Below are 20445 nucleotides of genomic sequence, written 5' to 3'. Positions count from 1 at the left end.
TCGAACACCTCCGTGCGAGGATTGTCCTCGCTTTTGGGTGTCCGAGATATCAGGGGTAGTCCAGAAATCGGGGATGGTCCAACCTGACCCCGTTAGCGGTCCTGAAGGAGGTAAGTAACACCGTCTCTTTCGAAACAAAAAAGTGACATACTACATATGAATGATATACGCCTGATATTTTACGAAATGCGGAAATCTGCATAAATTATACCGAGGTGGTCTGTTATGAAGTAGGTGGCCCGCTCGGGGCCTATCTCAGGAAGAGCGATCATATGAAAACCTCACTTCTCTATGCTGGTGTGATAGTTGCACTACCGTTACTGCTTAGCGGCTGTGCTGGTGTGAGTTGGAAGGCGGGTGCCTCGTGCGACACGACCAAGAAGTGTGAAATACATGGAGAAATATCGGGTAGCTCTGCGCGAAGTCAGTCTCTGATCGCATCCATGCTTTCTGCCTCCGAGGCTGCGGACGCGGCGCAGTTTGTCGTCGATGTAAGTGGATCGACAGTACCATATCCATCTCAGGGCACTGTAACTGTCAGCCTGGTGGAATCATCTACCGGCACAGTTCAAGCTTCTCGATTGTTTGATTGGACGAGGAGCGGTAACACGATTCGTCTTGTAGATCCGAATGCTGTGAACGCTTGGGCAGCCGCTAATGGCGGTTCGGCTGATGCAATGCGATACAGGCTGACTAAGTTCCAATCGGACTATGGTTCGGGAAGCCAGACCATTGCCGTCAGTTCCGCCTATGAGGGAGTAACAAATGCATCAGCGGTATCGACTTTCGAGTCATGTTCACCGCACGGCGTCTATCGTCCAACGCCTTGTCCGAATCAGTAGTCTGGTGAAGGTGTGGGGGCATTCAAAATTGGCCCCCATGCTTGTTTTGATGACTGCCCTTGCATGCGTATTGATTGGCTGCGCTACCACTTCACGATCCATGCGAGATCAAGTTTCAGATGCAGGCGCGCAGGGTACCGCTGTCGATGCGTTTGGATCTATATTTTTGTTACGAAATGTAAGCTACTTGCCGGGTGCGAGATCCATTCGCTCTGTAAAGATGCAAGATGTCATCTGCGAATCCGCTGATACAGGGGTGCGCGTCCGCATAAGGTTGAGAGACAATGCGGACTCGCAGCAAATGATTTGTCGAAAAATCGTGCAAGCTATTCGCTACGTGCTTCGCTTTCGAGAGCCGAAAGTTTTTCTTTCATACGAGATTCTACTGGTGCCATCTGGCGTCAAATTCTCTAAAAACCATATCGAAATTGGGGTGCGTGGACTAAGGCCGGTGTATGCGGTGAGGGAGCGATCCAGCGATATTGGAGATGTGATCAATACAATAGCGCACGAGACATTACATCTGACCGCTGGGCTGAATCGATTCGATGTACAAAGGAAAACAGATGAGTCCATGGCTTACTTTACCGGCGCATGCGCCCAGCTATCGGTCACGGGCACGCTCTCACGCAACGATCTCGCGAGTAACCGGTTTGCAGATGATAGTGGTGTACCTAATGAGGCGATGCTGTCAAGTCAGGCAGGAAGCAAGGTGCTGGAGGATGTGTTTGCAGGAAATCCGGAAGAAGCAATCCACGCGGACTCGGATGCAGGAAAACAGCTGCTGCAGCGATGTGAGATGAGATTGCAAAAATTTTTCACGGAAGAAGCGGTCGATGAGGATCGGCATCACTATTGACGGCTACTACGCGTGGCCTGCTAGCGCTTTGCTGTGCGGGTGCATGCGCTTGTGCTGATGGACAACCACGTGCATCTGCTGGTCTCGGCGGATAAGGCTGGCGCAGTGTTTTCGGCGATGCGTCTCAGCGGCCAATTGTATGTGCAGGCCTTCAACGTCAGGCACCGGCGCAGCGGAATCCTGTGGCAGAGGCGGTTCAAGTCCTGCTTGGTACAGACCGAATGGTATGTGCACACGGTCATGCGCTACATCGAACTCAATCCGGTACGCGCCTGCATGGTGGCATTGCCAACCGAGTATCGCTGGTCGAGCGTGCATACGCAGCTGAGGCGTGCGAAAAGCCAGCTCATCAAGTCCCACAAGGTCTATCTGCATCTTGGCTGCGATGCAGCCGAGCGGGTGTCTGTCTATGCAACTGGCTTCATACGGATAAAGCCTGAGAGGACGAGCATTCAATTCGCCACCACCTCGCGCGGGAGCGCGCCTTGGGCGACTCGCGCTTCCAGGCAATGGTAGAGCGTGCACCAGGCAGACCAACGTTAGTGCTGGCAGCAAGGACATCTCCCGAAAGCTGAAGCCGCACCTTGAATTTACATTGGAAGTGGAATTGTTTCCGTAGCTGATTTGGCTATAGATCTGATGAAATAACTAGCGTGCTGCTGAAATATATATATCCGGTCCGCCGCTTGGCGCCGGTTGCCGTTATCGGTGCTTTCGGAGATATAACTGATTTCGGCATGGCCGAGACTGTTTTTTTTCAGTAAAGTCCCAGCCCTATAGCCAATCCGCCGATTGCGCAGATCAAGGGGCTTTTTAATGACAGCTCAGAAAAAAGTCAGTAAACAGATCATGCGCTGTATGGTGGTGACCGCGATCACATTGAGTACTGCATGCTCGAACGCTTCGCCTCCTACCAGCGCAGCGGGCGCGAAATTCGCAGGGAAATGGGCCTATGCCACCCAGTGCGGTTCTGGCCACTTTCTTAGTCTCGACCTCCATCAGCAGAATAACCATGTTAGGGGCGAATGGAGCGAAGGCACCAACCTCCGTGGAGGTGGCGGAAAGTTGGAGGGGGATGTGCGTAACGGCAAGCTCTACGTTCGCCACTGTAGCGATGACGGTGAAGTGGGCTATGAGGCGTGTCCAAAGTTCTCCGGTGAGGAAGACTACTTCGTACTGGAGCAAGAGGCCTTGGTGCGCTATCAAAAATTTGGTTCTGAGTACAAACGGGACGTCTCCCTGCGTGCAGATGTTGAGGTGCAGCCGATTCCAGCCGAGAAATGTGCAGATACGGAGATCGGTTCATGAGCAAGCTCCCAAATCAGGAGTTGCGGGTGACCTTGTGCCCCGCTGTCGGCATGACATCCGAGAGCGGATATGCGGCTTATCGATCGGCAGCCGCTGGTGAAGGCTATCTCGTGCCGGAACAGGGAGCTTCGGTTCGTTAACAGGACTTAGGCACGGGTTGAAAACGAGATGTTGCATTGCGTCCTGCTGTCCAGGTACAGCAGATCCCAGCCGACACATGTGCACGCATAGGGCGGGGGGCCCTGAGCATGCTTACAGCGCTGAGTGCGCCCGGTGGGCCTTCAAGCCCTCAAGCGCTGCTAAGAAATGACATGCCAGCGCGTAAATGGATTGACGCCCACTACGCTTGCGACGTAGGGCGGATCACCAGGCTGCCGACCTCGACATCATCTGGCTGATCGATCGCATAGGCGATGGCGTGCGCGATGGCCTTGGCGGGCATGCCGCTTGCCTCGGACTGCGCTTGCAGGGTGTGCCGCAGCGTTGGGTCGCTTACGGTATGCAGCAATTCCGATTGCACCATGCCGGGTGAGACTTCGGTGACGCGGATGTGTGGCCCGGATTCCTGGCGTAGCGCCTCGCTGATAGTCCTGACCGCGTTTTTGGTCGCAGCATAGACGCCCATCGTCGGCACGATGCGCAATCCGGCTGTGGAGACCACGTTGATGACATGACCGCTCTGCTGGCGGCCCAAGACGGGCAGCGCGGCCGCAATGCCGTGGAGCACGCCACGCAGATTGACATCGATCATCGCGTTCCATGCATCGACCTGCAGGGCATCGAATCGGGACAGTGGACTGATGCCGGCGTTGTTGACCATGACGTCGAGCCGCCCGAATTGCGAGCAGGCCAGGTCCACCAGGGCCAGGACCTCCTGGTGCACGGTGACGTCGGTCGGCCGGTAGACCGCCCGCCCGCCGGATCGGACGATTTCCTTGGCGACCTCGGCAATGCGTGCCTGGCGGCGCGCACCGAGGACCACCTTGGCGCCGAGTGCGCCAAGGTGAAGCGCGGTGGCCCGGCCCGTGCCGCTACCGGCGCCGGTGATGACCACGACCTTGTCTTCGATCGTCATATGCGTGCTCCGTGATGGACGTGCCACCCACAGTAGCGCTGCCGATTGGATGGATTATGCTTGCGCGGCCATGATTTCATCGCAATCGTCCAAGGATGACCCGCTTTCGCAGGTTCTGGCTGCGCTGGGCGCCAGGAGCGCCGGACTCAACCGCCTGGAGGCGCGTGGCGATTGGGCGCTGTCGTTTCCGGAAAAGCATCGGCTCAAGCTGGTCGCGGCGATTCGCGGGGAATGCTGGATCCGCCTTCCGCGGCGGGCGCCCAAGCGCGTTGTCGAAGGCGACGTCCTGCTGATCGGCAATACGCCCTACGTGGTCGCCAGCGATCCGCAATGCGTGCCTGTCGATGGCGTCTTGCGTTATGCCGGGCAGGAGAGCCTGCGCCTGGGCGATGGCGACGACACCGTGCTGCTTGGTGCGGGCATTCTCTTCAGCGGCGAGAACAGTGGCTTTCTGATCGATGCGCTGCCGCGGCTCATGAAGATCCAGAGTGTCTCGCCATCCGCCTTCGCCGTGCGCACGACACTGGATCTGCTCGATGCGGAAATGGGCCGGCATCGGATGGGCAGCGCTCGGGTCGCGTCGTGTCTTTCCGAAGTGCTGGTGGTGGAGGCGATTCGCGCCTACATGCACGAGAATAAAGAGGCGCACACACAAGCGCACATAAGCTGGATTGGCGCACTTGGCGATCGCCACATTGGTGCCGCACTCGCGCTGATGCACGGCGATGTCGCTCATGCCTGGACAGTGGCCGAACTGGCCTTGCGCGTGGGCATGTCGCGCTCGGCGTTTTCGTCGCGCTTTTCGCAGACCGTCGGGCAGGCGCCGCTGCATTACCTGACGCAGTGGCGCATGCTGTTGGCGCACAGGCTGCTTGCCGAAACCGGTCTGGATATCGCCCACGTTGCCGAGCGCGTCGGTTACCAGTCGCCGAGCGCGTTCAGCCATGCATTCAAGCGCATGTTCGGGGCGGCACCCAGGCGCTTGGTGAGGCCGGGCGAGAGATAGCGCAGCAAGCAGCCGGTTGTGGCGATCATCCGGAGCCTTGTTTGCCTGTCCTGCGGCGCTGCCTGGAGAGGCGACCGTTGAAGTAGGCCTTGCGCGCGTCAACGCATGCGCGTGGAGCATGCCTGGCGGCCGCCACGCCGATGCGAGGCGTCCTCACACCGCACTGCGCAGCGGTGCATACAGTGGCCTGCGCACCACCGCAATCGCTCGCGCTGCAGTGCGGGCTCATCCATGCGCGACGCCAACACACTGTTGGTCTCATACAGAGGAACTGCCATGTCTATCGAACGGGAGCAGGCCCATGCCAACCATTCGCGCCGTCTGGTGCTACGCACCGCACTGCTGGGCAGCGCTGCGATGATCTGCGCCGGCGCAACGGCCAACGATGCGCATCCGGCAAGCGCGCGGCGCGACAAGGTGGCCTCAGATGCAGCGCAACTGACGCTAGGCATGCTGGTGTTCGAGGGCTTCCAGCTGCTGGATGTGTTCGGGCCGCTGGATATGTTCGGCAATCTTGAAGGTAAGGTGAGGATCGTGATGCTCGGCGAACGTGTCGGCGCAGTCGCCAGTAGCGCCGGCCCAACGGTTGCGGTGGAATACGCGCTGGATTCGGCGCCCCCAGTCGATATCCTGATGGTGCCGGGCGGCATGGGCACGCGCCGCGAGGTGGACAACGCCGCGTTGGTTGCTGGCATTGCGCGCCTGGCGCATACAGCGCCGCATGTGGCCAGCGTCTGTACTGGCGCCGCATTGCTTGCGCGCGCCGGCCTGCTGGATGGGCGGCGCGCCACCACCAACAAGCGCGCCTTCGCCTGGGTGACGTCGCAGGGCCCGAAGGCGGAGTGGGTGAAGCGTGCGCGCTGGGTGGAGGATGGACATCTATTCACGTCCTCCGGCGTGTCCGCTGGAACGGACATGGCGCTGGCGCTCATTGCGAAGATCTTCGGCCACGACGCTGCCAAGGAAGTCGCCAGCATCGCGGAGCACGTCTGGAACGAAGATGCCGGCGACGACCCGTTTGCCACCGCCCTCGCTGCCGGCTGAGTGGTGGATGCGCTGAGACTGTCCTGTTGATCCGGCTCAGCGGCAAGATGCGACCGTAGCCGCAATGCACCAGGTGGGGCCAGGCTGCGCGCTGATGGAGCGCCGTGCAGCGCTTGATCCTGGTCCACCTGTCTACCAGCCCGCAGCAAGGAGCCGCGCCCCCATGCCATTGGCCATCTTCCGTCGTTACCTTTCGTTCGCGGCCGCCGTTGCCGTTGCCACGCTTGCAGGATGCGGCATGACCAAGCCCCCGATTTCAAAAAAGCAGTTTTCGCAGAATGTTGCGGCACTGCTTGCAGGTAAGGAATCGGCTGTTGTCGAAGCCGGGAAACTGGCCGATTTTGCCTGAAGTAGGCTGTGCTTCGAGCGCGAGGACAGTTTGTTGCTCACGTTCGATCAGGGCGGTGAGACATCCGTACTGCCGTTGCCTTACGAAGAGTTCTTCGTTGATGAAGCCCATGTAGCCAATTCGCTGGAAAATAGCTGCATCACGCCGGCCGACCGCATCCTGGTCAAGAGAAAATATTCGGGCGATCACGGGCGTATCGAGTTTCAAAAGGCGACGCAGGAGGGCTGAACCATGGCCGAGGTCACCAATTCGAACGGTGCAAGCGCGGTCATGGCGGCGACCATGTTCAGACGGATTCACATGCGCGCAGGTGATTGAGCAGGAGGACGTGCTGCACTGGCGGCATCGGCATATCGCGCTGCTCCCGGTCCCATCGCTGCAGGAATGGGCTCAAATACGCGCGATGCCAGGCATTCAGACGCGTACGCGCGGCATGGCGTGCGCGCACGCGCTCAACCACCGCTGCCGCAGCGACGTCGTCCCCATGTTCCAGATGGTGGAACACAAACGCCAGTAATGTGCTGTCGGGACTGGCAAGCAGCACATCCTGGGCGATTGCCCCGGTGCTGTGGCCTTCCTCCATCGTGCGCATGACCATCTCGAGGTCGCGATCGAAGAATGGCCCGGACAACTGCTGCGCGATCACATCGAAGTAGTACACGTCCAGGGCAGGGAGGGCAGCGGCCAGACGGTCGAAGGCGTTGCCCAGCTGCGCATCGCTGTGAGCCGGGTCCAGTCTTAAGCCGCCATACGTGCCGATGTCCTTGGGGTTGAGCGCATGCTTGCCGAGCAGCGGTGCGGCGCGATCGTATATGTGCAGGTCGTGCAGTTGGGTGGTTGCCGAACGTTGCTGCCAGTCCAGCAGCCGGGCGTGCTGCAGGCCTGCCTGGACAATCAACTCCCCACACGTCGTGTCGTGGGCGGCCCACAGACACTGGCGGCTGCCGTCGCGGTCGCGGGTCCAGCACCATGGGTGCTCGGGTGGCGCGGCAACCGCCGACCAACCTGCCTGCTGCAGCGCGGCGCTCAGGCGCTGCTCCACCAGCATCGGGATCAGCTCCTGCACGCGTGCGAGCTGGCGCAGGGTCCTGTTGCGTGCGGCCAGCAAGGCAGTGGGCGTGCGCTTGGGCTGCAGGAAGAAGCGCAAGCCGGCGTTTTGCTCGATCTCGCCAGGCTCCTGGCTCTCGCTGAGGTGAGGCAGCGCGAGATCTTCCGATACGCCGCGCCGGCGCTTGAGTCCACGCCGCGCGGCAATGCCACGGATCGCCTGCAGGTCGTCGCAGGCGACAAGACCGTCCAGCGACGACGCCAGGCCGTCCTCGGCGGTGAATGTGGCGTCGAGCCAGCCGTTGACCAGCAGGCCATGGAGGTCGGTGAATAACTCGCCATCGTCGGCCTGATCGGCAAGCGTCAGCACGTCACGGAACAAGGCGGAGACCGGCATGGCGTGGCCGGTTCCCGTTTGCTGGTAGAGCACGGATGCGTTTTCGTCCAGGTGTAGATAGCCCGTGCCACGATCGCTCTCCAGCCAGCACGATGTCTCGGCAGCCCTCGCTTGGGCGCGCAGCGCCGCATCGTCGATGGCCTCCACCGGCGTGCGCACCAGCACGCCGTGGCGCAGCAGCACCTCATGCATGCGCAGCCAGGTCAGGCCGGTGTCGTAGCGTGCCTGCAGGTGAAGCAAGGCGTGGATGAGCGCGGCCTGGTGCGCGGCGTTTTGCGTACTGCGATCGACCAGGTAGATGGCGCGTTCGATCACGTCCTCGATCGCGTGCTGTGACATGGGCAACGTCCTTGCTGGGGCAGCGACAATACGCACCATCGTAGCGGCTCCCGACAACCGATGAACGACTTCGCCGGCCTGAAGCGTTTTGCGAGTGCTTAAGTCCTTCTCTGGCGCTCATGTGACTCGTCACTGGCCCGGTGCAATGCCGCTGACAACAGGCATTGGTTTCACCTGCTGGAAATCGCGTCTTCAACGGTGTGTCGTGATGGCGTGAAGGGTGCGTGGTTGCGTGCTGTTGAACGCATCCGGGGCCTCCTGGATCACAGTGCGGCGACGGCCCAGCGCCGATCATTGCCTGCATGAATATCGGGAACCAGATCACGGCGCGCACCGTGACCGTCACCTCGGGCGACACCGGGCGCGCGCACAGTAAAGTCAGTGTGGAATTGTCGGCGCGCCCTGATCCGCGGTGGCAATCGTGCTTTCACTTCGTCGTGCAGGGCCGCGATGGCTTCTACATGGAAGGCCGCCCCATCTTCGACCAGTCAAACTTCGAAGCTGTCGTGCCAGCCGGGCAGGTAGATGCCTTTCGGCACGAATTGCCGGAGGTTTTGGCCTTGACCAACACGCTTGCGCGCGCGCAAGCCATCAAGGATGCGGATCGGCGATAGCGCAGAGCCCGGGACGATTGCAGCGTGAGTCGGCCATGCACCGCGCGGCAAAAACTGCACAAGGCACGGGTTCATCTGCTCTGCCACTGGAAGGAAGCTTCTTCCTTCTTGCGTAGATGCCAATGCAGGCGCGCCCGGCTGTTCGGAACACCTCTGTCCCCGCTTTACATCGTCAGATGCCGCTCAACAGCGAGGGCTGTCTGGAGACGGTGCGAACATGGCAGGTTTCTGTGTTGAAGGATGCAGAGCGTTGCGGCCATATCGCGGGTAAAAGCGCATCGCTCGGCCAGGCAGATGTAATGCCTTCGGTGATATGTGCCTCACTTTGGGCGTGGCACTTGCACCGGAGTTCAAGAATTCACGCAAACTGCCGCTATTCCACGCTCACCAGAAGGTTCGATGGAACCGTGGAGGCTGTGTTGAACGTGATGATTCGATTGCTCGTTGTGTCCTTGGCGGCTGCATGTGTCGCCCCCGTGCTGGCTGCCGAACAAGCGCCTGCGCAGATCGATGGCACGGGGGCGCGCATCCGGATGTTTGGTCAGAACGGCGTGGGAATCGTGTTGTACAAGGACGCTGTGTGTACCGCCACGTATGGCGAAAAGGTGCGTGCGTCCGGTTCGTTGGGGAGTGCGTTCGGCTCGCTGATGGGGTCGGTGAAGAACCAGGCGATCGGCATCCCGGAGACCCAGAACACGCGCAACCTGCACGAGCGCAAGATGATCGGTTCCAAGCCGTTCTACAAGGAATATGCGATCGAAGCTGGCAAGCCGGTGGTGGTGGAAGCCGGTGCCAGTTCGCCGGCGCATTGGACCAGCACCCCGGGCTTCAAAAGCGGTTGGACATGCTGGCCGTTGCTGGCGTCCACCTTTGTTCCGGAGGCGGGTGCCGATTACGAGGTTGCGTTGGACCTGGACTTTCGCAACTCGGTCTGCACCTTGGCGGTCAAACGGGTTGCCGTTGATGGACAGGTAACTCCTGTCGATGTGGCGCCCGTCTCCAAAGACTGCAAATAATCTCTAGCGTTGCATCAGCTCAGGATGTGGCCAGCGATGATGCAGGCCAATGACGAGACGTTGGCCTGCGTGATTGCGGCACGCGGATGAAAAAGCAGGAATGGCATCCCTGACGACAAACGTGGTGCTAGATGGACGACGAGTCGTTGATGCGGTCTGCCGCCTCAGCACGGATGTGTTGACGATATGGTCGACACGTTTCTTGCACGCACTTGCAGTCTGTGTCACTGCGCATCGCGCCAACAGCGCCGGATGCCGACAGCGTCAACCGAACACCGTTTTTGCTGGTGGTGAGGAATACGCGTGCCGGTATGGATCGCCAGGCCCCCGTCATCGCGCCTCACCAATCGGTCGGCGCGTAATCCTTCAAGAACTGCCCCCACACATGTTCGCCGGTGTTGAAGCCGTGGATGATCGGGTCGACGATACGCGCGGCGCCGTCGACGATATCCAGTGGTGGGTGGAAGCGTTCCTGCTGCACCTTGAGCGCGGCGATCTCTGCCGGGTCTTCGTCGGTGACCCAGCCGGTGTCCACACTGTTCATATGGATGCCGTCGTTCTGGTAATCGGCCGCCGAGGTGCGCGTCATCATGTTCAACGCGGCCTTGGCCATGTTGGTGTGCGGGTGGCGCGTGGTCTTGAAGTTGCGATAGAACTGGCCTTCCATCGCCGAGACGTTGACGATGTGCTTGTCGCGTTCGGGCGTGCGCAGCATCAGCGGCTTGAGACGCGCATTGATGATGAAGGGCGCGATGGCATTGACCAGCTGCGTTTCCAACAGCTCCACCGACGGCACTTCGGCCATCAGCAGGCGCCAGGAATTGCGGCCGCGCAGATCGACCTGCTGCAGGTCCTGATCCAGTCGCCCATCAGGAAACAGATGCTGTTGGCCTACCAGCTCGTCGTCCAGCAACGCGATCTGCGAGAGTTCGGCGGCACGGGTGAGGCCGTCGGCGCTGTCGAGCCCACGGCCATGCACCGCTGGTAACGCGGTGGCCGAGGCATCGCGGAGCAACTCCGGGGTGCGCAGGCCTTCGTAATGACCGACAAGATTCCGCACGGTCTCCGGCAATTCGTGCAATGCGGCGGTTTCGCCGGCCATCATGTGGGCGTAGAACTGCGGCGGGCGACGCACGGTCTGGCAGGCGTTGTTGATGATGAAGTCCAGCCGCTCGCGCGTGGCCAGCAGTTCATTGCAGAACGCTTCCACGCTGGGGGTATGGCGCAGGTCCAAGCCGAACACCTGCAGGCGATGGCCCCACTGCGCGAAGTCCGGTTCCTGCGCATAGCGCGCGGCCGAATCGCGCGGGAAGCGCGTGGTGACGATCAACTCTGCACCGGCGCGCAGCAGCTTCAAACCCGCCTGGTACCCGATCTTGACGCGCCCGCCGGTCAGCAGGGCGACGCGCCCGCGCAGGTCGGCGGTTTCGGTGCGCTTGAAGAAATTCAACTCCGCACAGGTGGGGCACATCTGGTCGTAGAAATGATGCAGCTCGGTGAACTTCTGCTTGCAGACATAGCAATGGCGCAGCTCGGGCGAATGCGTGGGCTCCGGCGCGGCAGTGGCGTTTTCGCCGTTGTGGGCATCGTGCAGGCCGGCGGCATGCGGCGGGAAATAGTTTGGCGTGCTGAATACCGGTTTGCGTCGTAGTGCGCGGATACCGCGTTGTTCCAGCAGCGCTTCGGCCTTGCGCACCTTTTCCTGGTGGCGCTCGCGCTCGCGCTGCTTGAGCAACTGCCGCCGCGCCTTCGGCTCGGGGTGATAGACCTTGGCAACCACTTGATGCAGCCGCACGCGGTCGGCTTCGGGCAGGGTGTCCAGTACGCTGCGGTCGGCGTCGATGGCCTCCAGCACGTCCAGAGCCGCGCGCAGGCGGTCGGTCAGGGGCAGCTCGTCGTTGGGCACGGGTGGGACGTTGGTGTTCAAGGCAGATCCGGAATGGGCGGCTGGCAACGCAGGCACGATGGCCGGCAGCCAGCAGGCGAAGACGATGACAGGAGCAGGCGGGCAGGGCGCCGCTGCGCTTGGCCGCTGGCCGGGACGTCGGCAGGTGGACATTTTCGCCGATTGTGGGTGGCTGGCGCCAATACGGGCGGCTGAGCGGGTCAGCCAGTCTGTTGCCGCGCGCTCGGCTGGCGGCCTCGGGCGCTCCTTGAGCGACGAGCTGTGGGTGAACGTCCCTCAGCTGCCCGCAGGATGCGACTGGCCGGGTGTTTGGGTAATCTTCCACCACACCGGCGCGAATTGGCGCCCGGGGCATTCAAGGGGACATCGATGAAGACTTCCATGCTGGCCATCGGGCTGGCCGGCTTGCTGTGTGCGTGCACCGTTGTGTCGCCCGATCCGGGGCAGCAGGCCGTGTTGGTGGATAAGCCCTTGTTCTTCGGCAAGGGCGGCATCCGCCTGGACGATGTGCGCGATCCCGGGCGCACTTACACCTGGCTGACCACGTCGGCCAGCTATGTGGATGTCACGCCGCAAACCGTGCAGGTGGCATTCGACGATTTTTCCTCCAGCGACAACATCCTGTTGGACTTCTCCACCCAGATCCAATACAGGATTACTGCGCCGGCGCTGCTGTTGTCCAGGTTTGGGCAGGATTGGTTCAAGAACAACGTGGCCAGCCAGTACGCGTCCATCGTGCGCGACCAGGTCAAGCGCTACGACATGACCAAGATGATGAGCGACCCGGACACCGCCAGGAAGATCGACGATTCGGTGACGCAAAACGTCAGTGCCTTGGTCAAGGAGCAAGGCCTGCCGATCCAGATCCAGAACATCACCTTGGGCCGCGCACGTCCGAATCCGGATGTGTTGCAACAGATGAATCTGACTGCCGCGCAGCAACAGCGGGTCAAGACCCTGGTGGAGGCGACCACCGCAGAACGGCAGCGCGAGCAGGAGCAAGAGGCCAAGGCCGACGCCGACAACGCGTACCGCAACCGCATGGGGCTGACGCCGGAGCAGTACCTGGCCAGCCAGATCGCCGAGCTCAATGCCGAGGCCTGCAAGAAAGCGCAGGCGTGCTACATGGTGCCATCGGGAACGGCGGTGATTGCAAGATAGGTGCGTCTCGCCCGCCGCCAGGCGCACGCACCGGGTGACGCGCCTGCCTGCATTCTTCCACGGTGATCGCGTGCCACGCTCGCGCACCGTCGCGCTGCTCACGCAGCCTGCAACATCGCTGGGCTACGGTCGCCTGTGAGTGTCGCGGCGGGAGAAAGCACGATGGGTCTGTTGGTCGATGGCAAATGGCAGGACAGGTGGTATGACACCAGCAAGAGCGAGGGGCGGTTCGAGCGCTCGCAGTCGCAGTTTCGCAATTGGGTCACGCGCGATGGCAGCGCCGGGCCGCATGGCCAGGGCGGGTTCAAGGCGGCTTCGGGGCGTTATCACCTGTATGTGTCGCTCGCCTGCCCATGGGCGCACCGCACGCTGATCTTCCGGCGCCTGAAAGGGCTGGAGTCGATGATCGACGTGTCCATCGTGCACTGGCTGATGCGCGAAAACGGCTGGACCTTCGCCGATGGGCCGGGCGTGGTCGGCGATACCGAGAGTCACGCGCAATATCTGTACGAGGTGTACCTCAAGGCCGACCCCCATTACTCGGGCCGGGTCACGGTGCCGGTGTTGTGGGACCGCGAGCGCAAGACCGTGGTCAGCAACGAGTCGGCAGACATCATCCGCATGTTCAATAGCGCCTTCGACGCGATTGGCGCTGCAGACGGTGATTTCTACCCGCAGCCGCTGCGCGAGCAGATCGATGCGGTGAATGCGCGTGTCTATGACACCGTCAACAACGGGGTCTACAAGGCGGGCTTTGCGACCACCCAGGCGGCCTATGACGAAGCGGTGGTGCCGTTGTTCGAAAGCCTGGACTGGCTGGAGGCGCGCCTGAGCGCACAACGCTATCTCTGCGGCGACCGGCTCACCGAAGCCGACTGGCGCCTGTTCACCACACTGGTGCGGTTCGATGCGGTGTACGTGGGGCACTTCAAATGCAATCTCCGGCGCATTGCCGATTACCCGCAGCTATCTGGATTCCTGCGCGAGCTCTACCAGATGCCGGGGATTGCCGACACCGTGAACTTCCAGCACATCAAGGGGCATTACTACCAGAGCCACGACACCATCAACCCCAACGGTATCGTCCCGATGGGGCCGCTACTGGATCTGGATGCGCCTCATGGGCGTGGCGGCTGATTCGCATGGTCGCCATGGCACGGCGGGTAAGGTGGCGTATGCTGCGCACCCGCGCGATCAACAGGCGACGTCATGCTCAATCATGTCATGGTAGGAACGAACGATATCGCGCGTGCGCGAGCGTTCTACGATGCATTGCTAGGAGGTGTCTTCGGTGCGCCTGCGCCGTTCGTCAATCAGGCAGCAAGCGGGCACACCCGCCTGTTCTACCGGCATGCAGGCAGCACTTTTTGTGTGAGCGAGCCGATCAACGACGAACCCGCCAGCCCGGGTAACGGTGCAACGGTTGGCTTCAAGTGCGACTCGCCGGAACAAGTGCAGCACTTTCATGACAGCGCGGTCGCTGCCGGCGGCATTTCCATCGAAAGACCGCCCGGTTTGCGTGAGAGCAGTATGGGGCCGACGTGGTTGGCGTACGTGCGCGACCCTGATGGAAACAAGCTGTGTGCGATCTATCGCCCGGCGTGAGCAAGGTCTGTTACGCGGTCTGTCACAGACATAATTTGCTGAGTTGATAGCGGCGACGGAGCGCTATGCGAGCACGGCCTGCGCAACCCGTGGCAGGCCTTCAAGCATCATGCATGGATCCGTGGAGATGCGTTATCGCTTGGCCGCATCGCGCATGATCAGCGTCGCCGCACCCACCGTGATCGCATCTTCGACCACGCCGGTGCTGGTTTGGCCGTAGCGCTCGATCGCACGCATGCGTGCATTGAAGGTGAGATAGGCGGCGGCAACGGCCGTCGTCGCACCAAGCAGCGCGGCGATGCCACGTTGTTCGCGCGGCGCCAATGCAGTGCCGACGATCACACCGGTGGCGATACGCGCAATCATGCCGGGCAGCACGATGCGGTCGGGCGCGGTCTTCATCTTGTCGCCGGCCAGCTCGCCGCCAGCCAATGCCAACATGCCGGCCGATGCCAGTGGGTTGGCGAGCAGTGCCGGCGCGCCATTGTCGGCAGGCAGCTTGCCGGTGCGTGCAGCATTGGCGACGGCGGCCAGCGGCGTCATCGACCGCATGCCGGCGACGGCGCCCATCAGGATGGAGTGGATCAAAGACATGTGCACCTCTGCATGTGCTCGACCATCGCAGGCGGAATGCCTGCGCGTGGCACGCTGTTATCGATCTGCGCAGATTAGGGCGTGGCGTGTGTGGGAGTTGGCAAGATGTTGTGCACGCTGCGCATCGGTTGTGCTCGCATGCCGGCCGCTGCCGTGTGCAAGCCGCTGGCGCAGCAACCGGTGGTGTCCGTGGCTGACCGCTGCGGTGCATGCCATTGCCTTGGGCACTTCAATATCCCGAGGGCATGCCTTGCGTCAGCGCTCGCTCCGATCGGCAGCCTTGCTCCCGAGCAATACCTTCAAGCCGTGGGTGATGCCGCGCGGCCCGATGCTCAGGTGGTCCTCATCGTTGAGAACCTCAAGCGTGAGATGCAACGACGGATAGCCACGCGCACGCAACGCACGCGCCATGTTCTGGGTATCGATGACCATGTCGTAGGTCTGGTGATAACGCACTTGCTCGTACTCGCCGACGTACATGTACACCTGCGCCGGCAGATCGCGATGCGTGGCTGCAAAGGTCTTTTCCTGCGCCACCATGGCATGTTCGCCATACCAGTACGACGGGCTCCCGAGGATATAGCCAGAAAACATCTCCGGGCTGCTGAGCAGGATGTCCGTGCCTAGCAGGCCGCCGTACGAATGCCCCAGATACAGGCGCCGCTGTTCGTCGGTTCGGTAGTGGTTGGCCACAAACGGCAAGACCTGCTCGCGCAGGTAGCGGATATAGGCAGCGCTCTGACCGTGGGTTGCCACCGGCGCCGCGGTAGGGCCGTCTTCCGGCGTCGGCGTATAGTCGCGCCTGCGGCTGGGCATGGGTTCCTCGCCGACGGCGTAGGACAGCCCAACCAGGATGAAATCCTCGATGGCCGGGCCTTCGCCATTCAAACGACGCGCGATCTGTTTGACCAGCGCAAACGCGTAGTCGCCGTCGGTGGCATACAGCACCGGGTAACGCCGCTGCGGATTTTCCGCATAACCGCGTGGCAGGGCGACGAAGACCTGATAGCGACGCCCCGAGACTGGATCCGGTACGTCCCAGACCTGCGTATCGGCCAGCTCATAAGGGTGGCCCTCGCCACGCTGGCTGCGCGGGGCGTGGGCAGGCGTGCGCACTGCGACCGCTGCCTGCGGCGTTGCTGCTTTAGCCGGCGCTGGTGCCTTGCCGCAGCCGACCAACAGCGCGATCCCTAATCCTGCCAACATCGCATTCTTCAAAGCAGTCTCCTGCAGGGTTACCCCGGAATCGTCTGGGGACATCGGCACGCGGCGTTTAGTTCAGCCGACCCATCGAGGTCAACGCCGCCGTCGTGGCCATATCGTTCGGATTGGTGCCCGGCATGTTCTGCGGCACAGGCATACCCTTGCTGCGGTAGAAATCGATCCAGTATGGCGAAATCTTGCCGGTCTGCAGGTTCTTGAAGTTCATCGGTTGCAGGGCGAACACGTGATGCGCGCGGAAGGCGCGCTCGATGAAATCCGAGCAGTAATAGCGGTTGTCGTCCTGCACGTAAGTGTCGTTGTAGGGCTTGCCAAGCATGCGCCGTGCCTGGGCAATGGCATCGGGGATGGCAGGACGATGTTCGGGGGTGAGCCGATACACGAAGATCTGCCGCTGCTTGGCGGTGGCCTCATCGATGAATGCCTGCAGTGGCTGCTCGCGCGAACCGTGCTCGTCGGCATGCAGCACCACCGCAACGTCGCCTGCATGCGCCACCAGCGCGACATGGTCGAAGCTGGGTTGCCCCTGGGTGGCAGTTGCATCGTCGATGGCGCCGCTCAAGCCGGTGCGCGCCGCAGTGACGAACAGCAGATCGCCATCGCGCACCTTCAGCGCCAGCGCCGTGGCGGGCAATAAGGCGACCAGCAGGAACAACAGCGGTGCGATGCGCATGGTGCGAGGCTTGAGGACGACGGAGCCGGCATTATCGCCGGGATGTGCGGCGGCGGTGCCAAACGCATGTGGGCACTGGGCGCGTATCACGCGTATCGGTCGCAAGGCGCATGCGCTTGCCTGGCCATCTAACCTCAGCGTCGTTGAGTTGGACTGTAGACTGGCCTTGCCAGCGGGCGTCGCCGCCGCCATCGCGTCGCGGCAATCCCTGTCCGTCTGGAGTGGTGTATGCATGCGTCTTCTGCGTTGTCGCCGATCGGCCGGCTGTTTGCGTTGGCTGCATTTTTCGAAGGACTGACCTGGGCCGGATTATTGGTCGGCATGTTTCTGAAGTACGGGCTGCAGAGCACCGAGCTCGTGGTCTAGGTGTTCGGGCGCCTGCATGGCACGGCGCTCCTGTTCTATGTCGCGGTCAGCGTGATTGCCGCACTGCGGCTGCGCTGGCCGTGGTGGGCATAGGCCTTGAGTCTGCTGGCGGCGTTGCCGCCGCTGGTCACGGTGCCGCTGGAGATGTGGTTCCGGCGTCTGGGCTTGCTGGGCCAGCGGCAACCTGTTGCGCACTGAGCCGTTGCGCGCCCGGCGCGCGCAGCCCCCTGGCAGCACGTTCGCCGCTGACACCGGCCAATCCGATCAAGATGCCGGTGCTTCTTGTGGCCGGTGGCAAGGACGAGCGCGCGCGGGTCGAACACACCCAACGGGTGGAGTGCGCAGTCAAGGGGGGGCGGCGGAATCGCTGTACTTCCCCAACGAGGGCCACGGGTTCTTCATCGAGCCGCATCGACGCGGGTACGACACGCGCGTGCTGACGTCTTTGAGGAGGCACTTGGGTGGCAGTACGGCCAAGCGAGTGGTCACCGTGTCATCCGGGTCTACCCGGATGACACGTGTGGTGCGGCACCTTGGCGCGATGACGCGTTAGCTGCGACATGGCACAGCAGCGGCCACCGCACCGCCTGCACGCCGCTCAATTGGCCGGCATCGGCTGCATCTGATACTGCGCCGGCGGGGTCGCACCGAGCAGGTACTGCACGAAGTAATCCCAGCGACGGCGGGTGACGTACGGGGTGAGATCGCCGTAGCCGTGCTTGGCGTTGGGCAGCATCAGCATGTCGAAGTTCTTGTTGGCCTTGATCAATGCATCGGCCACCAGCAAGGTGAGGTACGGCGGCACGTTGTCGTCCAGCGTACCGTGCACCAGCATGAGCTTGCCCTTGAGCTTGCTGGCGTGATTGGCGTTGGCCTGGTCGTCGTAATTGGAGGTGCCGTCGGTGTTGACGATGTGCTCGCCGTGATACTTCTCGGCCCAATCGTCTTCGTAGCCGCGATTGTCGTGGTTGCCGCTTTCCGACCAGGCCACCTTGAAGAAATCCGGATAACGCAGCATCGCGCCGGTCGAGGCGTTGCCGCCGCCGGAATGGCCCCAGATGCCGACGCGATCCAGATCGATCCAGGCATAACGTTGACCCAGCTCCTTCAAGCCGGCGACCTGATCGGGCAAGGTGTTGTCGCCCATGTCGGCGTACCAGGTGTCGTGGAAGGTCTTGGAGCGCCACGGCGTGCCCATGCCATCGATGGCAATGACGATAAAGCCCAGTTCGGCCAGCGACTGGTTGTCGCCATGGCCGGCGAGGAAACTACGCCCGCGTACGGAGCCGGTCTGCGGGCCCGGGTAGACGTAATCGATGACCGGATACTTGCGGGTCGGGTCGAAATTGGCGGGCTTGAACATCAAACCGTACAACGTGGTCTTGCCATCGCGTGCCTTCACCGTGATGGGCTCGGGCGGCACCCAGCCCGCGGCTTTGAGACGGGTGATATCGGCTGTCGCAAGGGTGCTGACGGTGCGGCCGTCGCCGGCTTCGCGCAGCAACGTGACCGGCGGCGTGACCGAGGTGGAATAGGTGTCGACAAAGCGTGCGCCATCGGGCGACAGCGCGATGCTGTGATTGGCCGGTTCCGGCGTGAGCAACACCGGCTCGCCGCCATCCAGGCTGACTTTCCACAGCTGCTGATAGTACGGGTCCACGCCTGCGCTGCGGCCGACGCCGACTAACCATGCGGTGCGCGTGACCGGGTCCACGCGTAGCAATTCGGTGACGTTGCCTTCGCCGGTGGTAATGGCGCGCTTGGGTTTGCCGGTGGCCAGATCGTACAGATAAAGCTGGCCCCAGTCGCTGCGTTCGGAGAACCACACCGCCTCGTTGCTGGCCGGCAGATACGCCCAGTTGGCGGCGACCTGGCCGCTTTCGTAATAGGTCTTGACGGTTTCGTCGAAGGCGGTGCGCACCGCGCCGGTGCTGGCATCGGCGATACGCAACCAGGTCTGCTTGTGGAAGCGCGAGGTGGAGGCGAATGCCAGCGTCTTGCTGTCCGGTGCCCACTTCACGTCGTCCCACAGGCCAGGCGAGCAACTCACGTCGTCGCAGAGCGTGGAGCGATGTTGATCCGGCGGTGTTTTCAGGCGCAGCACGCTGCCGGTGGGCACGTCGATGATGACGCGCTCGATCATGGTCACGTCCTTGTCGCCGGCCAGCGGATATTTCCACGCCTGCAGTTCCGGATGTCCCAGCTTGGTGCTGACCAGGTACATGTCGCCGGTCTTGCGCTGGTCCTGCTGGAAGGTGGCGATCTTGCGGGAGTCCGGCGACCACGCCAAGATGGCATTGTCGGTGTGCTGCCAGCCGGCGTTATCGGTGGCGTAACCGAAGTTTTCCACGCCATCGCGGGTGAGCTGGGTTTCCTGGCCGCTGGCAAGATCGCGTATCCACAGGTTCCAGTCGCGTATGAAGGCTTCGCTGCGCTTGTCCGGCGACAGCACGCCCGGTTCCGGTTTGTCCTTGGCGTACAGCTTGCTGCAACGCGCACGCGCATCGCAGACCACGGCGGTGTCGCGCACGTTGAGGCGGTAGCGACCATCGGCGGTGACCTTGACCACCGGTGCGAAGGTGTTAGCCTTGAGCGGCTTGTGGCCGGTCTTCAATAGCTTGTTGAGCGAAGCGACCAGCGCCGCCTGTTTGAAGAGCGGTGTGGTCTTGCCGGTGCTGGTGTCCAGCTGCAGCAGCCGGTTGCCCTTGGCATCGTGATCGACATACGCCACGTGCGTGGCATCCAGCCAGTCGATGCGGGTGAGGGCGTGGTCCACCAGTGGCTGTGCGGCATAGCTGATCAGCCGTTCGGCGCGCGCGTAGTCGGCCTCGGTGACGGCAGGGGCTTGCGCGCCGGCAAGTGCCGGCAGAGCGGCCAGGGCGACGGCAAGGCACAGGTGCCGCAGCGGCAACGGGGTGGTGGGCATGAAGATTCTCCGGGATGAAAGGAGCGCGCAATGCGGTCGGCGCGACCGTCCGATGCTACCCGCCACGTGGGCTGGGCGCCTCTGCCAGAAGTCGTGC

General features: G+C 62.1%; 18 protein-coding genes and 4 pseudogenes. 14 read left to right on the top strand and 8 right to left on the bottom strand.

The window, feature by feature from the left end; genetic code table 11:
- Positions 1–1062 precede the first annotated feature (1062 nt).
- The 3 genes from LN450_RS10765 (at position 1063) to LN450_RS10755 (ending at position 3009) form a co-directional block, all read left to right on the top strand.
- Complete coding sequence (locus tag LN450_RS10765) at positions 1063–1701, top strand: hypothetical protein (RefSeq protein WP_046935371.1); 639 nt, start codon at positions 1063–1065, stop codon at positions 1699–1701.
- A gap of 69 nt (positions 1702–1770) precedes the next feature.
- Positions 1771–2217 (top strand): hypothetical protein, encoded by a 447-nt coding sequence (locus tag LN450_RS10760; protein ID WP_164735758.1) that lies wholly within the window; start codon positions 1771–1773, stop codon positions 2215–2217.
- Between the two features lie 300 nt (positions 2218–2517).
- Positions 2518–3009, top strand: coding sequence for a hypothetical protein (locus tag LN450_RS10755; protein WP_041855021.1), 492 nt, complete (start codon positions 2518–2520; stop codon positions 3007–3009).
- A gap of 340 nt (positions 3010–3349) precedes the next feature.
- Here the strand turns inward: LN450_RS10755 and LN450_RS10750 are convergent, their stop codons facing one another.
- Complete coding sequence (locus LN450_RS10750; protein WP_039418058.1) at positions 3350–4084, bottom strand: SDR family oxidoreductase; 735 nt, start codon at positions 4082–4084, stop codon at positions 3350–3352.
- A 49-nt stretch (positions 4085–4133) separates the two neighbouring features.
- Between LN450_RS10750 and LN450_RS10745 the strand changes: the two genes are divergently transcribed.
- The 5 genes and pseudogenes from LN450_RS10745 (at position 4134) to LN450_RS10725 (ending at position 6711) form a co-directional block, all read left to right on the top strand.
- A complete protein-coding gene (locus LN450_RS10745; RefSeq protein ID WP_041855022.1) occupies positions 4134–5090 on the top strand; it encodes an AraC family transcriptional regulator in 957 nt (318 codons plus the stop codon).
- Positions 5091–5366: 276 nt separating this feature from the next.
- A pseudogene (locus tag LN450_RS23350) lies at positions 5367–5610 on the top strand (DJ-1/PfpI family protein); the annotation flags it as partial.
- Positions 5601–6134 (top strand): annotated as a pseudogene (locus LN450_RS10735) (DJ-1/PfpI family protein); the annotation flags it as partial. The pseudogenes LN450_RS23350 and LN450_RS10735, both read left to right, overlap by 10 nt.
- A gap of 163 nt (positions 6135–6297) precedes the next feature.
- Positions 6298–6483: a hypothetical protein gene (locus tag LN450_RS10730; protein WP_011346259.1), complete on the top strand. Its 186-nt coding sequence runs from the start codon at positions 6298–6300 to the stop codon at positions 6481–6483.
- A 33-nt stretch (positions 6484–6516) separates the two neighbouring features.
- On the top strand, positions 6517–6711 hold the full coding sequence (locus LN450_RS10725; RefSeq protein ID WP_228892774.1) for a hypothetical protein: 195 nt from the start codon (positions 6517–6519) through the stop codon (positions 6709–6711).
- A gap of 58 nt (positions 6712–6769) precedes the next feature.
- Here LN450_RS10725 and LN450_RS10720 read toward each other — a convergent pair whose 3' ends face one another.
- Entirely contained in the window at positions 6770–7114 is a 345-nt protein-coding gene (locus LN450_RS10720; RefSeq protein ID WP_039418069.1) for a hypothetical protein, read from the bottom strand.
- A 42-nt stretch (positions 7115–7156) separates the two neighbouring features.
- Positions 7157–8266: pseudogene (locus tag LN450_RS10715) on the bottom strand (hypothetical protein); the annotation flags it as partial.
- A gap of 302 nt (positions 8267–8568) precedes the next feature.
- Between LN450_RS10715 and LN450_RS10710 the strand changes: the two are divergent.
- Both LN450_RS10710 and LN450_RS10705 read left to right on the top strand, forming a co-directional pair.
- Positions 8569–8880, top strand: coding sequence for a hypothetical protein (locus tag LN450_RS10710; protein WP_011346262.1), 312 nt, complete (start codon positions 8569–8571; stop codon positions 8878–8880).
- 428 nt (positions 8881–9308) lie between these two features.
- Positions 9309–9896, top strand: coding sequence for a hypothetical protein (locus LN450_RS10705; RefSeq protein WP_170808604.1), 588 nt, complete (start codon positions 9309–9311; stop codon positions 9894–9896).
- 340 nt (positions 9897–10236) lie between these two features.
- Here LN450_RS10705 and LN450_RS10700 read toward each other — a convergent pair whose 3' ends face one another.
- Positions 10237–11823 (bottom strand): SDR family NAD(P)-dependent oxidoreductase, encoded by a 1587-nt coding sequence (locus LN450_RS10700; protein WP_041855023.1) that lies wholly within the window; start codon positions 11821–11823, stop codon positions 10237–10239.
- Between the two features lie 360 nt (positions 11824–12183).
- On the opposite strand from LN450_RS10700, the gene LN450_RS10695 reads away from it, so the two are divergent.
- The 3 genes from LN450_RS10695 (at position 12184) to LN450_RS10685 (ending at position 14568) form a co-directional block, all read left to right on the top strand.
- Positions 12184–12963, top strand: a complete 780-nt coding sequence (locus LN450_RS10695; RefSeq protein WP_014089266.1) for an SPFH domain-containing protein — start codon at positions 12184–12186, stop codon at positions 12961–12963.
- A gap of 162 nt (positions 12964–13125) precedes the next feature.
- Entirely contained in the window at positions 13126–14100 is a 975-nt protein-coding gene (locus tag LN450_RS10690; RefSeq protein WP_011346264.1) for a glutathione S-transferase family protein, read from the top strand.
- 72 nt (positions 14101–14172) lie between these two features.
- A complete protein-coding gene (locus tag LN450_RS10685; protein ID WP_011346265.1) occupies positions 14173–14568 on the top strand; it encodes a VOC family protein in 396 nt (131 codons plus the stop codon).
- Between the two features lie 132 nt (positions 14569–14700).
- Here the strand turns inward: LN450_RS10685 and LN450_RS10680 are convergent, their stop codons facing one another.
- From LN450_RS10680 to LN450_RS10670, 3 genes are all read right to left on the bottom strand, one after another.
- Positions 14701–15162, bottom strand: coding sequence for a DUF4126 family protein (locus LN450_RS10680; protein ID WP_011346266.1), 462 nt, complete (start codon positions 15160–15162; stop codon positions 14701–14703).
- 255 nt (positions 15163–15417) lie between these two features.
- The gene (locus LN450_RS10675; protein ID WP_039418968.1) at positions 15418–16368 is read right to left on the bottom strand and encodes an alpha/beta hydrolase; all 951 of its coding nucleotides are present in this window, start codon (positions 16366–16368) and stop codon (positions 15418–15420) included.
- A 67-nt stretch (positions 16369–16435) separates the two neighbouring features.
- Positions 16436–17056, bottom strand: a complete 621-nt coding sequence (locus LN450_RS10670) for a YiiX/YebB-like N1pC/P60 family cysteine hydrolase (protein WP_029818564.1) — start codon at positions 17054–17056, stop codon at positions 16436–16438.
- Positions 17057–17284: 228 nt separating this feature from the next.
- Between LN450_RS10670 and LN450_RS10665 the strand changes: the two are divergent.
- Positions 17285–17620 (top strand): annotated as a pseudogene (locus LN450_RS10665) (DUF3817 domain-containing protein).
- Positions 17621–18020: 400 nt separating this feature from the next.
- On the opposite strand, the gene LN450_RS10655 reads toward LN450_RS10665, so the two are convergent.
- Positions 18021–20348 (bottom strand): S9 family peptidase, encoded by a 2328-nt coding sequence (locus LN450_RS10655; protein WP_041855024.1) that lies wholly within the window; start codon positions 20346–20348, stop codon positions 18021–18023.
- Between the last annotated feature and the right edge of the window lie 97 nt (positions 20349–20445).

The organism is Xanthomonas euvesicatoria pv. euvesicatoria (assembly GCF_020880415.1).
Classification (GTDB): Bacteria; Pseudomonadota; Gammaproteobacteria; order Xanthomonadales; family Xanthomonadaceae; genus Xanthomonas; species Xanthomonas euvesicatoria.
The sequence above is the reverse complement of the archived record's forward strand: the minus strand, read 5'-3'. Positions and strand labels throughout refer to the sequence as shown.

Coding starts and splice junctions, on each gene's coding strand:
- LN450_RS10690 (WP_011346264.1), top strand. CDS start 13,126: ATGGGTCTGTTGGTCGATGGCAAATGGCAGGACAGGTGGTATGACACC.
- LN450_RS10695 (WP_014089266.1), top strand. CDS start 12,184: ATGCTGGCCATCGGGCTGGCCGGCTTGCTGTGTGCGTGCACCGTTGTG.
- LN450_RS10680 (WP_011346266.1), bottom strand. CDS start 15,162: ATGTCTTTGATCCACTCCATCCTGATGGGCGCCGTCGCCGGCATGCGG.
- LN450_RS10765 (WP_046935371.1), top strand. CDS start 1,063: ATGCAAGATGTCATCTGCGAATCCGCTGATACAGGGGTGCGCGTCCGC.
- LN450_RS10675 (WP_039418968.1), bottom strand. CDS start 16,368: ATGTTGGCAGGATTAGGGATCGCGCTGTTGGTCGGCTGCGGCAAGGCA.
- LN450_RS10685 (WP_011346265.1), top strand. CDS start 14,173: ATGCTCAATCATGTCATGGTAGGAACGAACGATATCGCGCGTGCGCGA.
- LN450_RS10670 (WP_029818564.1), bottom strand. CDS start 17,056: ATGCGCATCGCACCGCTGTTGTTCCTGCTGGTCGCCTTATTGCCCGCC.
- LN450_RS10745 (WP_041855022.1), top strand. CDS start 4,134: ATGGATTATGCTTGCGCGGCCATGATTTCATCGCAATCGTCCAAGGAT.
- LN450_RS10710 (WP_011346262.1), top strand. CDS start 8,569: ATGAATATCGGGAACCAGATCACGGCGCGCACCGTGACCGTCACCTCG.
- LN450_RS10755 (WP_041855021.1), top strand. CDS start 2,518: ATGACAGCTCAGAAAAAAGTCAGTAAACAGATCATGCGCTGTATGGTG.
- LN450_RS10750 (WP_039418058.1), bottom strand. CDS start 4,084: ATGACGATCGAAGACAAGGTCGTGGTCATCACCGGCGCCGGTAGCGGC.
- LN450_RS10705 (WP_170808604.1), top strand. CDS start 9,309: ATGATTCGATTGCTCGTTGTGTCCTTGGCGGCTGCATGTGTCGCCCCC.
- LN450_RS10655 (WP_041855024.1), bottom strand. CDS start 20,348: ATGCCCACCACCCCGTTGCCGCTGCGGCACCTGTGCCTTGCCGTCGCC.
- LN450_RS10730 (WP_011346259.1), top strand. CDS start 6,298: ATGCCATTGGCCATCTTCCGTCGTTACCTTTCGTTCGCGGCCGCCGTT.